Raw genomic sequence first — 12,673 nt, 5'->3', positions numbered from 1 at the left:
ATAATCTTACTTGTATATATTTTTGCATACGTATGCAAAAAAGAATTGTGTTTTTATGAATGCGTTTTCAAACAAAGGGGAGGAATTACAAATGGTAAAAGTAATTAAGTATGGAAAGTCACAGGAAGAAGTAAGTGCTAATGATTTAAAGGTATCTCAAATAGTGTCAGAGGCCTTAAAGGATGTAGAAACAAGAGGAGATCAAGCAGTCTGTGAATTATCAGAAAAGTTCGATAAGTGGTCACCTGAATCATTCCGCTTATCAAGCAAGCAAATTGAAGAAATGGTAGCTCAAGTACCGTCAGAGGTAATTGAGGATATAAAATTTGCTCAAAAAAATATTCGAGAATTTGCAGAAGCACAGCTCGCATCCCTTCAGGATGTAGAAGTAGAAAATATTCCAGGAGTAATTTTAGGACATAAAAATATCCCAGTAAATAGCGTAGGCTGTTATATACCTGGTGGGCGGTACCCAATGGTTGCCTCAGCTCACATGAGCGTGTTAACTGCAAAAGTCGCTGGAGTAAAAAGAGTAATTGCATGCACTCCTCCGATTAATGGAGAAATTCCTTATGCTACTATTGCTGCTATGTCGTTGGCAGGGGCAGATGAAATCTATTTGCTAGGAGGTATTCAGGCAATGGGTGCAATGGCAATTGGGACTGAGACTATTCAACCGGTAGATATGATTGTTGGCCCTGGTAATGCATTTGTAGCAGAGGCAAAGCGTCAGCTCTATGGCCGCGTTGGTATTGACTTGTTTGCTGGTCCGACTGAAACCTTAGTTGTAGCGGACCATACAGCAGATGCAGAAATGGTTGCTACAGATATTCTAGGACAAGGAGAACATGGTCCAACTTCTCCAGGAGCTTTAATAACTACTTCAGAAAAATTGGCAGAGGAAACGTTAATAGAGATTGAGCGTCAATTACAAACTTTACCTACGGCCGATGTAGCGAGAGTCTCATGGGAAGATTATGGACAAATTCTATTAGTAGATTCTATTGAAGAAGCTAGAGTAGAGGCTGATCGTTTAGCATTTGAGCATGTGGAAATTTTGACGGAAGATCCTAATTACTTCTTAGAAAATATGACGAACTATGGCTGCCTTTTCTTAGGGCCAGAAACGAATGTTGCCTATGGAGATAAAGTTATTGGTACAAATCATACACTTCCAACTAAGGGTGCGGCAAGGTATACAGGCGGTTTATGGGTAGGCAAATTTATTAAAACAGTAACCTATCAAAAGGTAACACCGGAGGCAAGTGCCTATATTGGGGAATATGCAGCACGTTTATGTCAACTTGAAAACTTTGCTGGCCATGCTGAACAGGCGTTATTAAGAGTAAGACGATACGGTAAATAAATAGTTCTTAGGGGTTAAGGGGGAGAAAGAATGTTAGGTTTCATAGGATTATTTGGTGGTCTAGCTTTATTGATTTATTTAACTATGAAGGGGATGAACCTTCTAATTGCCGCACCACTCACAGCTCTGTTCGTTGGTGTATTGAATGGACTTCCATTGTTTCCGCAGCTTGTAGAAAAAGGTGCGGACAATTTCTTAACAAATTATATGGGAGGCTTTACTAGCTTCATAGCTTCTTGGTGGTTAATGTTCTTAGCAGGTGCCATTTTTGGTAAAGTCATGGAGGATAGTGGTGCAGCAGATAGCGTGTCCCAATGGATTGTTAGTAAAATTGGTATTAAGCGTGCAGCGCTAGCTGTTGTAATTGCCTGTGCAGTTTTAACTTATGGGGGAGTAAGTTTATTTGTAGTAGCCTTCTCGGTATATCCAATGGCTTTGAGTTTATTTAAGCAAGCAGATTTGCCAAGACGATTTATACCAGCTGCTCTTGGCTTTGGTTCTACAACCTTTACAATGACGTCAGCGGGCTCACCAGAAATTCAAAACTGGATTCCGATCCCATTCTTAAAAACATCTCCTTATGCAGGGTGGGAAGTCAGCATTATTGTAGCTGTCTTCATGATGGCATTTGGTTATTGGTGGCTGAAAAAGATGATTAAGAAAGCAATGGATAATGGTGAGAAGTTTGTAAGTAGGGAAACTGATGTAAAAGAGGTTTCTCGTAAAGAACTTCCGAACCCGCTACTAAGTATGATTCCGTTAGGTGTAGTACTTATCATTTCATTTGTCTTACATAAGGAATTGGAAACTTCGGCATTAATCCTTGCATTGACCGGTGGTATTATTGCTACCTATCTGATCAACAAAAAGTATTTTCAAAATTTCAGTGGCGCTGTTGCTGAGGGAGCAATGGGTGCTGTTATCGCCATTGCCAATACCGCTGCTGTTGTGGGCTTTGGTGGTGTAGTAAAGGTTACTCCCGCATTTGAATCAGCAGTTGATGTAATGACTGGTATACCAGGTAGTCCACTAATTGGTGGTGCGTTAGCGGTAGCTGTTATCGCGGGTTTAACCGGTTCATCTTCAGGTGGACAGGCTATCGCCTTGCCACTATTAGCACCACATTATTTAGATTTAGGTGTAAATGCAGAAGCACTTCACAGAACGGTTGCGATTTCTTCTGGTTCTCTAGACTCTTTACCTCAAGGGGGCTATGTAGTTACGACTATTCGTTCAATCTGTGGAGAAACACATAAGGATGCATATCCGGCCTTTGGGGCTTTAACAGTTGTTGTGCCGATTCTAGGTGTAATATTAGCTGTCATTCTTTTCTCTTTTGGTATAGGAATATAAACACAATACCCAACAAACAGAAGTACAGTCGTTTGTTGGGTATTAGTTATTAAAGAAAATTAGGGGTGTGAACAAATGGAAAATGTATCAATTTTAGGTTGTGGGACAATGGGACACTCCATTGCTTTATCAGCAGCCTGGGCAGGCTTACCTGTAAAAGTATATGGGATTAGCGACCAAGATCTGCAGATTGCTAAAAAAGGCCTTCAAAATAAAATAAAAGTAATGAAGGATAATGGATTGTTTGATGAAAAGGAAGCAACACGCATTATGGACCTCATTAAGTTATCTATATCTCTAGAAGAGGTTGTAAAAGAGACAACCTTTATTATTGAAGTAATACCTGAAGTACTAGAACTTAAAAAAAATATGTATAAAAAATTAGAGGCTCTAGTGGATAAGGATGTTATTATAGCAAGCAATACGTCTGGCTTTATGCCAAGTTTATTGGCAGAGGGAATGGATCACCCTAATCGTTTTGTTGTTACACACTTTTGGAATCCTGGTCATCTAATTCCTTTGGTTGAAGTAGTAAAGGGTGAAAAGACAGATAACGGTACGGTTCAGCGAGCTATGCAAGTACTACAGTATATGAAAAAGAAACCGGTTTTATTAAACAGAGAGATTCCAGGATTTATAGGGAATCGCTTACAGTACGCGTTATTTCGGGAAGCACAATCACTACTTGATGCAGGGGTAGCAACTAAAGAGGACATCGATGCAGCGGTAACATATAGTATTGGGCGTCGTCTTCCCGTAACAGGCCCTTTAATGACTGCGGATATGGGAGGTCTTGATGTTTTTTCTGCTATTTCAAATTATCTTTTTGAGGACTTGAGCACCGATCAAAAATCCGGTAGAGTGCTTACACAGTTAGTGGAAGAGAATAAGCTTGGAGACAAAAGTGGAGAAGGCTTCTATACATGGGACGAGCAATTTTCTCAGCTTAAAAATGTAGAACGTGAACAGATGTTAATTCATTTTCTTAAGGGAGACATGAATTTAGGAGGTAGCGATGAATAACTTCTTTTCTGAATTAGAGCATAAAACTGTAATTGTAACAGGGGGTAGCAAAGGAATAGGGAAAGATATAGCCCTTACATTTGCTAAGCTAAAAGCTAATGTGGTGATTTCCGGACGAGAAGGTATAGCATTAGAGGAAACGCTGAAAGAACTACAAGGCTATAACGATCGATGCATCTCTGTTCAAGGCGATTTAAGTAAGTTGGAGAACATTAATAATTTAATAGAGACGACAGTAAAAGAGTTTGGAACAATTGATGTACTTATCAATAATGCAGGAGTTAATATTGCAAAGCCTGCATTAGAAGTAACGGAGAATGACTGGGATACTGTCTTAGATTTAAATTTAAAGTCTGCATTCTTTACAAGCCAGGCAGCGGCTAAATTTATGAGTAAACAAAGAAATGGTAAAATTATAAATATAGCCTCTCAAATGGCCTTTGTAGGATATTACAATAGAGCAGCATATTGTTCTAGTAAAGGTGGTCTAGTTCAACTAACAAAGGCTTTGGCAGTTGAATGGGCTAAGCTTGGTATTAACGTTAACGCTGTGGCACCTACCTTTATAGAAACAGAGTTAACTGCCAAAATGTTTGAGGATGAAGATTTTAAAAGAGATGTCGAAAATAGAATTCTCTTAAAGGGACTTTCGCAGCCAAAGGACATTTCTGGAGCCGTGTTGTATTTAGCCTCTGATTTGGCGAATTTCGTGACTGGAGAAACTTTAAAGGTTGATGGTGGATGGACTGCAATTTAAGATTGGAGGAATTCAATTGAAGGGTAAAGTAGTATTTATAACTGGGGCTGCTAGAGGAATTGGCTATGATGTCGCTAAGGCATTTTTAGAGGCAGGAGCAAGCGTAGTTATTTCAGATTTGAATAAAGTAGCATTAGACGAGGCTGTCTCCACTCTAAATGGGCAAGTAAAGGGTATTGTCTGTGATGTAACGAAAGAAGAGGACATAAAGAACGCCATTGAATCTACAGTAGATTCCTTTGGAAGAATAGATATATTGATAAATAATGCAGGTATGCAGCATGTTTCATTAATAGAAGATTTCCCGACAGAAAAGTTCGAGCTATTAATAAAAATAATGCTAACAGCTCCTTTTGTAGCTATGAAATATGCATTACCACACATGAAAAAGCAACAATTTGGCCGAATCATTAATATGGCTTCTATAAACGGCTTGATAGGATTTGCAGGAAAAGCCGCCTATAATTCGGCTAAGCATGGGGTGATTGGGTTAACAAAGGTTGCCGCATTAGAGGCTGCAGCTGATGGAATTACAGTGAATGCAATATGTCCAGGCTATGTGGATACATTGCTTGTACGCAACCAATTTGAAGATTTAGCTAGAACGAGAAATATCAAAGTGGAACAGGTACTGGAAGAAGTATTGTATCCCCTAGTTCCCCAAAGAAGATTATTAGACGTTCAAGAAATTACAGACTTAGCTTTGTACGTGGCAAGTGAATCTGCTAAAGGAATGACAGGCCAGGCAATCGTTTTAGATGGTGGTTATACAGCCCAATAATAAAAGGCCCTTATTTTGTAAGGGCCTTTTCTATATAATAATCTAAATTATGCTTTACTTGATTTTTCGGTAAAGAAGGTGATAACTAAGAACATAAAGAATGCAAAAAGTAAAACAGTTCCCCCTACGATAAAGAAGACCATAACCAATGTTTCATTTAAGTCAAAGGGATTTAGATTATACATCCACATGCCCAATGTTAATCCTAATGCGCCTATCATGGCACTAATACTTTGTACAGTTACCATCCATTTATGTTTGACTGTAAATACTTGATAAAAAATCCCCCATGCAAAGACAGATAACCATCCTACTAAAAGTATGTGAGCGTGGATTGGTCTTAGTGAGTAGTCCATCTGACCCGCCATATGCGAACCAATATAAGTTCCAATCAGTCCAAATAATGCTGCAAAACGAATTAATCGTATACTCCAAGTTTTTTCCATTATTATCTCTCCTCTCAAAACCTCAGTTTAATGATTAAATATCTTTTCCACAAGTGGTAAATTTACTTTGACTTGAATATTTCAAATTTGATTAGAAAGAATATAAAAGTAAAAGGAAAGTTCATAGAGAGTTCATATACCTTCTGTAAACTAACTATTTGATAGAAATTTTGAAGGAGGAAAAACGCTCATATGAAAAAACTATTACACCCAATTACTGACTGGGTCTCAACTAAACGAGGCATGTGGATTACCATTATTGCTTGGTTAGTCCTCATGATTGGACTAAGTGCTGGGCCACAACTTGGAGAGTATAAGGTAACTAATTTTCAATCTTTACCTGACGATGCAGCTTCTATAATTGCCAGTGAAAAATTAGATAAATACTTCCCTAATGATCAAGGGACCCCTGGAATCCTAGTTTTTCATAACGAGGATGGAGAAGTAAATGTTGAAAGTGTAAAAAATATTCTTGAAGGTATTCAACAAGCAAATATTGATGGGATTGACACCATCGTTGATATTGCTTCATTACCAGAACAAGCACTAGTATCTTTTATCTCTGAGAACCGTTCAACTATGATTGTGCCTATGAATCTTGAGGCTGGATTAGGAAATGATCAATATGCCGAGATTAATGATGAGGCTTCAAAGATTGGAAATGACATAGCTAAAAGCACTGGGGATACACAATTCTATATTACTGGTCCTGCGGGTATTGCAGGAGATACTGTAAAGCTATTTGAACAGGCAGATATCCAATTGTTACTTGCTACTATAGTTATTATTTTAATATTATTAATAGTTATTTATAGATCACCATTGCTGGCATTTATCCCATTGTTAGCAACTGTTATCGTTTATCAGGTAGCAAACCAAACGATTGCTCTTTTGGGAGCAGGTGGGTTAGAAATTAATAACTCTACTACTTCGATTATGAGTATTTTATTGTTTGCAGCTGTAATTGATTATTCGTTATTCGTATTCTCACGTTATCGTGAAGAGTTGAATCATTATGAAAGTAAATATGAGGCAATGAAATATGCGATGCGTGCTACTGGTGAGCCAGTATTCTTCGCTGGAGGAACAGTCCTAGCTGCTATGCTTGTTCTATTCTTTGCTGATTTCCGTGATTATCAAAACTTTGCACCAATTTTTGGGACAGCTGTATTTATTATTATGATTGCTTCCATTACATTAGTGCCTGCCTTATTTACTTTGTTTGGTCGCAAAGCATTTTGGCCAAAAGTACCAAAGTATGGAGATCAAAAAGAAGTAAAACATGGCATATGGGGGCCAGTTGCTAAATTTGTTGTTAACAAACCATTTTTGACAGGTGGTCTTGTCTTTGTATTGATGGTTATCACTGCATTAAATATGTTTAATCTAAAATTTGAATTCGATACCGTTAAGTCATTCCCAGAAGACCTACCTTCTCGTGAGGGTTATGAAATAGTTGAATCTAACTTTGACAAAGGTGAGCTTGCTCCTACGTCTATTTTAGTAGAAAGTAATTCAAACCTTTCAGATGATCAAGTAGAAGACTTAAGAGTCTTACTTGAGGAGCAAGAGAATGTAGCTTCTGTGCGGTTAACTAACGCTAATGAAGAACAATCCTTAGTAAAATATAGTCTAGCATTTGATATCAATCCTTATTCGACTGAAGCAATTGATCATATGGGTGATATGCGCACAAGTGGTAAGGATATACTCAAGGCTGCACAAATTGATGGAGATATTCATTTTGCTGGCACTACAGCTAAGCTTGTAGACGAGCGGGAAACTAACAGCAGTGATATCTATAAGATAGTGTTATTGGAAACATTATTAATAGTAGTTCTATTATTTGTTTTGACTCGATCATGGAAAATGCCTCTATACATGATGGCAACTATTCTTCTTTCCTATTTATCAGCATTAGGATTAGGGATTTTCCTTGTAGATGTGTTATTTGGTTACGAGGCAATAAGCACGCGAGTTCCAGTTTATTCCTTCATCTTCTTAGTTGCACTTGGGATCGATTACAATATAATTTTAGTCTCCAGGTTCATAGAAGAACGTAAAAACTACAAGGTAAAAGATGCTCTGGAAATAGCGATCCGTAATACAGGTGGAGTAATTTCTTCAGCTGGTATCATTCTTGCGGCAACGTTTGCAGCACTGACAACAATGCCAATAGCAGATCTATTCGTCTTTGGCTTCATCGTATCAATAGGGATCATTATAGACACATTCCTAGTTCGCGGAATGCTTCTACCAGCTCTAATACTCCTATTCGAAAAAGATAAGAAGTAATATAGAAAAGCGCAAGCGCCTATGTCTGCCCCGACAGGCAAATGGAGAAAAGCGAGGAGGCAGTTCCTCAGCCACCGGAGCTATTATCCATTTGACCCCGAGGGGCAAGGCGCCGAAGCTAGACACCAAGAAAAGCGAAGGCGCCTATCTCTGCCCCGACAGGCAAATGGGAAAATACGAGGAGGCAGTTCCACAGCCACCGCAGTATTTTCCCATTTGACCCCGAGGGGCAAGGCGCCGGAGCTAGACACCAAGAAAAGCGAAGGCGCCTATCTCTGCCCCGACAGGCAAGTTGTAAGCTGTTATAATAACTTAAAACAATTAGAGGGTGTTTCGTAAGGTAACTTACAAAACACCCTCTTTTAAAACAGGCATTAAAGAAGGTGGCGTAGATCCATGAATATCCTGGTAGTAGATGATGATGTAAATATACAGACATTAGTTATGATTCATTTAAAGAGGGCAGGTTATGAAGTAATGACAGCTAAAAATGGAGAAGAGGCCCTCACTTTATTAAAGGAAGGTTGGGCAGATTTAGCTGTAGTAGATGTAATGATGCCGGGAATGGATGGCTTTGCTTTGACGAGAATTTTAAGTGAAGAATATGATATCCCGGTAATTTTATTGACTGCTAAAGGAGCATTAGAAGATAAGGAGCAAGGCTTTTTAGCAGGATCAGATGACTATTTAGTAAAACCTTTTGAGCCAAAGGAATTACTTTATAGAATTGCAGTTATCTTACGTAGACTGGATAAGACCTTTAAGCCAATTATGGTAATTGGTAACGTAACCATTAATCGCTCTACCCATGAGGTCACCGTAGGTAAACAAACCCTTCTACTGCCTTTAAAGGAGTTCGAGCTTTTAAGTGTATTATCCTCTAAGCCAGAACAAGTTTTCACAAGAACTAGTTTAATGGAAAAAGTGTGGGGCTACGATTATGAGGGAGACGACCAAACATTAAATACACATATTAAGCGTTTAAGACAACGATTAGAGAAAGCAAAGGCTCGGATAGAGATTCAGACAGTACGTGGTCTTGGTTATAAACTGGATGTGATAGAACCATGAGATCCTTGTATAGACAATATACTTTAGCCACTTTGTTTATTATTGGGATTAGTATTCTTGCTGGTTTTCTAATTGTAAGTATCATTTATAATATACAAATTAAAGAAAAGAATGATGAGAAAAACGTTGGAGTGGCTATAGAAATTACTTCCGTCTTAGAAAAAATGCATGGAGGGGGCTTCAATAACTATCTAGAATCCATCACTAAGCTGGGTTATCAGGCATATGTCATTAATGAAAATGAAGAAGAATATTCTTATGGTGAACCATTCCAAGATACTGAGCTACCAGAAGAAATTCGTTTGGAAGTCTTAAATGGAAATATTTATCATGGGATGCGTGATTATCAAGGTAAGTTTTTTATCTTTAATCATTATGCAAATAGTGTTAGAAATACTGTTGGTATTCCCTTCGAGCATGAAGGTATAGTTTACGGTTTATTTATTCGTCCAAATAACCAGCTATTGTTCTCTGATATGCATTTATTGCTGTTAGGCTTCCTACTCGCACTTGCAGTAATAATTCTTACTTCTATGCTATTACTGGCTAAGCAACTTGTTAAACCAATTAAACAATTGAATGACGCAACCAAACATGTAATGGTGGAGAATTATCGAGTGGAATTAGATATTACCCGTAACGATGAGCTTGGGCAGCTAGCTAGAAATTTCTCTAACATGGTTAAACAGCTTGAGCTTAACGATGAGGCAAGAAAGGCATTTATAAGTAATGTGTCCCATGACTTCCAATCGCCTCTTTTGAATATACAAGGGTACGCCGACCTTTTAAAATCAACCGACCTTAGTAAGGAAGAAAGAGAAAATTATATTCAGGTGATTGATCAGGAGGCAAAAAGATTATCCAATCTGACCAAGCAACTTTTGTTGTTAACCTCTCTGGATCAATCTGCAAGACCAGTAAGGAAATCTGATTTTAGATTAGACGAACAGCTTAAGAAGGTCATTTACAAGTATAGATGGCGAATAGAAGAGCAGAATATGGATCTTTCTTATGAGATGGAACCTGTTATGTATTATGGAGATATAGATTTGTTGGAAAACGTATGGGATAACGTGCTAACGAATGCTATTAAATATAATGTAGCAGAAGGTGAAATTTCTATTAAAGTGATAGACGGTAGTGACTATGTAAGGATTTCCTTCCAAGACAGCGGAATTGGTATGAAGGAAGAAGAGATAGATCAAATCTTTGAGAGATTCTACCGTATAGATTCATCTAGAACAAAGGAAGGCTCAGGTCTAGGTCTCGCGATTGTAAAAGAAATTGTTGAATTGCATAAAGGCAAAATAGAAGTGACAAGCAATATAAACGAGGGGACCTTATTTGTTATTTTGTTACCTAAACAAATAGCTTTTTAAACCGAGTTTAAACGTTCCATTTAACTATTTCATTGCTTATTGTGGGGAGAACTTAATTTAGGATGAAATTCGTGTTAAAATAAGCACTTAGCATATAAGAAGGAAGTGTTTTAAATGATAGGACGAAATGATCCTTGTCCATGTGGTAGTGGGAAAAAATATAAAAAATGCTGTGAGTCTAAACAGACTATTTCTATAGAGGAAGTTAAAACGGAAGAATTAGAACGTGTGCTACAGACGTTCTATGATGAATACCCAGAAAGAAAAGATTATACAGCTTTTGGAGATTATGCTGCAACGTGGATTAAATCCTTAAAAGGCTTTATGGAGCAGGAGATGATAGAAGCAATAGCAATGGATGAATTCTTCTTTCACCAACGTTTAGATATTTGGACAGGTTATTTAGAAAAGCAACATAAGAAAATAGCTCGCCCTTCGACGTTAAAGGTGATAGATAGCTGGAATGAGCCACGTGCTTTTGTTGGAGAGGTAACTGCTGTTGAGGCACAGTATTTAACAGTCAAACATATATTGACCAATGAAGTAATCTTGCTCAGAAGAGAAAATGATAAGCCGGTTCCGACTGGTATGCATATATATTGCTTTATATTGCCCGATGGCCAAGAAGACAACCATTACTTAGCTGTTTCAAGTCTTGTGTTCTTCCCTACGGATCATAAGATAGTATTTGAGGACTTTACGAAAGAATTTAAATCCCTCAATGATACGACAGACAAAGAGTTTCTTAAGGAAAATGGCTTAAAGCTCTGGATTGTTCTTGGTAAAAATGGCTATCAGGGTGGAGAGTATACCTTCTTTGAAGCAGGAGTGCTTCAACAGGCAATGGATTTTTTAGAAAAAAATAAGCGTGACTATACAAAATTGATAGAAGTGGTAGAAGATTATTTGTTTGAGCAACAACCCAATGCTAGAAAAGAAGTGGCAATAGCTGCAGGCGCCATTAGATTTGGACAAGATAAAGGTTTCTTTGAGCCATTAGACTTAACGGTTAAAGAAATTGCCGAGACATTTGAAGTTTCAACATCTTCTTTAAACAAATACTATAATGAGTTATTAGCGTATTACGAAGAAAAAATAGTATAAATATAGATTTTTCATTTACTTGGCTCGGGAAGCTATAGTGGTAATTGATGATATGAATGTCTATTGAATAGGAAAACAAAAAAAGCTCCGAAAATTTACGAACTGTAAATTTTCGGAGTTTTTTTGTTGTTTAGGAAACTGTAAAGTTCTAAACCTATGGATAAATTGATGTCTAGCTCCACCGCCTTGCCCCTCGAGGTCAAATGGATAAAAGCTCCGGTGGCTGAGGAACTGCCTCCTCGCTTTTTCCCATTTGCCTGTCGGGGCAGTGACAGGCGATTCCGCTTTTCTTGTTTGCAATAAATTTGTCGCTTTCAAGTTCGGGTGTCTATAAAAAATGGAAACCATTTTATTTAGAACACCATTTACATTTTAAACTGAAAATCCCTTCACTGATAAATGTAGACAAATATTTAATGATACACATAAAAAGAGCTGGGAACTGTATCTCCAAGCTCTTAGTGACTTTGATTATTTTTAACTAAGTCTTGTTCTTAGACTAATCTGCAGTTTTAACTGACAGGGTGTCTTCAAAAATTTCTCGGTAATCGTACCCTTTTTGTACATAAGTATCAATTGATAGTTGTATAAGCTCAAGATCCTTATCGTTAAGCTCCCTCACAACCTTTCCAGGGGAGCCGACGATTAATGAACGAGGAGGAAATTTTTTACCTGATGGTACTAGGGTGTTAGCTCCTACGATACATTCCTCACCAATCTCTGAATGGTCTAAAATAGTAGATCCCATTCCAATAATGGACCGTTTACCAATCCTGCAGCCATGTAGAATGACATTATGTCCTACAGTCACTTCATCTTCTATAATAACTGGAGCATTTTCATACAAGTGAATCGTTGAATTGTCCTGTATGCTACATCTATTACCAATCGTTATTGGTGCCTCATCACCACGTAAAACAGCGTTAAACCATATAGTGGATTCCTCACCCACTCGTACATCGCCAATAATCTTCGCTCCTGGAGCAACCATTGCGTTATCACTTATACTTGGTGACTTTCCTTTGAATGAAATAATCAAATAATTTCCTCCTTTTTAAATATTAGCAATTGTCATTCTACTAATTATAATATAACATA

At 37.8% G+C, this 12,673-nt stretch carries 11 protein-coding genes; 9 read left to right on the top strand and 2 right to left on the bottom strand.

Annotated elements, in window-relative coordinates:
• The first annotated feature begins 91 nt into the window (after positions 1 to 91).
• The 5 genes from hisD (at position 92) to Q0371_RS11090 (ending at position 5,280) form a co-directional block, all read left to right on the top strand.
• Positions 92 to 1,366, top strand: a complete 1,275-nt coding sequence (gene hisD, locus Q0371_RS11110; protein WP_298471081.1) for a histidinol dehydrogenase — start codon at positions 92 to 94, stop codon at positions 1,364 to 1,366.
• 30 nt (positions 1,367 to 1,396) lie between these two features.
• A complete protein-coding gene (locus Q0371_RS11105; protein ID WP_298471079.1) occupies positions 1,397 to 2,719 on the top strand; it encodes an SLC13 family permease in 1,323 nt (440 codons plus the stop codon).
• A 75-nt stretch (positions 2,720 to 2,794) separates the two neighbouring features.
• Positions 2,795 to 3,742 carry a 3-hydroxyacyl-CoA dehydrogenase NAD-binding domain-containing protein gene (locus Q0371_RS11100; protein WP_298471077.1) on the top strand — a complete coding sequence of 316 codons (948 nt, stop codon included), beginning with the start codon at positions 2,795 to 2,797 and terminating at the stop codon, positions 3,740 to 3,742.
• Positions 3,735 to 4,499, top strand: coding sequence for a 3-oxoacyl-ACP reductase family protein (locus Q0371_RS11095; protein ID WP_298471076.1), 765 nt, complete (start codon positions 3,735 to 3,737; stop codon positions 4,497 to 4,499). Before Q0371_RS11100 ends, Q0371_RS11095 begins: the two co-directional genes overlap by 8 nt.
• A gap of 16 nt (positions 4,500 to 4,515) precedes the next feature.
• Complete coding sequence (locus Q0371_RS11090) at positions 4,516 to 5,280, top strand: 3-hydroxybutyrate dehydrogenase (protein WP_298471074.1); 765 nt, start codon at positions 4,516 to 4,518, stop codon at positions 5,278 to 5,280.
• Positions 5,281 to 5,327: 47 nt separating this feature from the next.
• On the opposite strand, the gene Q0371_RS11085 is transcribed toward Q0371_RS11090, so the two are convergent.
• Entirely contained in the window at positions 5,328 to 5,726 is a 399-nt protein-coding gene (locus tag Q0371_RS11085; protein WP_169359081.1) for a hypothetical protein, read from the bottom strand.
• Between the two features lie 192 nt (positions 5,727 to 5,918).
• Here Q0371_RS11085 and Q0371_RS11080 point away from each other — a divergent pair, with 192 nt between their 5' ends.
• From Q0371_RS11080 to Q0371_RS11065, 4 genes are all read left to right on the top strand, one after another.
• A complete protein-coding gene (locus Q0371_RS11080) occupies positions 5,919 to 8,021 on the top strand; it encodes an MMPL family transporter (protein ID WP_298471072.1) in 2,103 nt (700 codons plus the stop codon).
• A gap of 396 nt (positions 8,022 to 8,417) precedes the next feature.
• Positions 8,418 to 9,092: a response regulator transcription factor gene (locus tag Q0371_RS11075; RefSeq protein WP_298471070.1), complete on the top strand. Its 675-nt coding sequence runs from the start codon at positions 8,418 to 8,420 to the stop codon at positions 9,090 to 9,092.
• Positions 9,089 to 10,471 carry a HAMP domain-containing sensor histidine kinase gene (locus tag Q0371_RS11070; protein ID WP_298471068.1) on the top strand — a complete coding sequence of 461 codons (1,383 nt, stop codon included), beginning with the start codon at positions 9,089 to 9,091 and terminating at the stop codon, positions 10,469 to 10,471. Before Q0371_RS11075 ends, Q0371_RS11070 begins: the two co-directional genes overlap by 4 nt.
• A gap of 114 nt (positions 10,472 to 10,585) precedes the next feature.
• Complete coding sequence (locus tag Q0371_RS11065; RefSeq protein WP_298471066.1) at positions 10,586 to 11,575, top strand: SEC-C metal-binding domain-containing protein; 990 nt, start codon at positions 10,586 to 10,588, stop codon at positions 11,573 to 11,575.
• 499 nt (positions 11,576 to 12,074) lie between these two features.
• Here the strand turns inward: Q0371_RS11065 and Q0371_RS11060 are convergent, their stop codons facing one another.
• Positions 12,075 to 12,614: a gamma carbonic anhydrase family protein gene (locus Q0371_RS11060; RefSeq protein ID WP_298471064.1), complete on the bottom strand. Its 540-nt coding sequence runs from the start codon at positions 12,612 to 12,614 to the stop codon at positions 12,075 to 12,077.
• Positions 12,615 to 12,673: the final 59 nt, after the last annotated feature.

The sequence above is a fragment of the uncultured Psychrobacillus sp. genome (assembly GCF_938022135.1).
Lineage (GTDB): Bacteria > Bacillota > Bacilli > Bacillales_A > Planococcaceae > Psychrobacillus.
The sequence above is the reverse complement of the archived record's forward strand: the minus strand, read 5'-3'. Positions and strand labels throughout refer to the sequence as shown.

Coding starts and splice junctions, on each gene's coding strand:
- hisD (WP_298471081.1), top strand. CDS start 92: ATGGTAAAAGTAATTAAGTATGGAAAGTCACAGGAAGAAGTAAGTGCT.
- Q0371_RS11105 (WP_298471079.1), top strand. CDS start 1,397: ATGTTAGGTTTCATAGGATTATTTGGTGGTCTAGCTTTATTGATTTAT.
- Q0371_RS11100 (WP_298471077.1), top strand. CDS start 2,795: ATGGAAAATGTATCAATTTTAGGTTGTGGGACAATGGGACACTCCATT.
- Q0371_RS11095 (WP_298471076.1), top strand. CDS start 3,735: ATGAATAACTTCTTTTCTGAATTAGAGCATAAAACTGTAATTGTAACA.
- Q0371_RS11085 (WP_169359081.1), bottom strand. CDS start 5,726: ATGGAAAAAACTTGGAGTATACGATTAATTCGTTTTGCAGCATTATTT.
- Q0371_RS11080 (WP_298471072.1), top strand. CDS start 5,919: ATGAAAAAACTATTACACCCAATTACTGACTGGGTCTCAACTAAACGA.
- Q0371_RS11075 (WP_298471070.1), top strand. CDS start 8,418: ATGAATATCCTGGTAGTAGATGATGATGTAAATATACAGACATTAGTT.
- Q0371_RS11070 (WP_298471068.1), top strand. CDS start 9,089: ATGAGATCCTTGTATAGACAATATACTTTAGCCACTTTGTTTATTATT.
- Q0371_RS11065 (WP_298471066.1), top strand. CDS start 10,586: ATGATAGGACGAAATGATCCTTGTCCATGTGGTAGTGGGAAAAAATAT.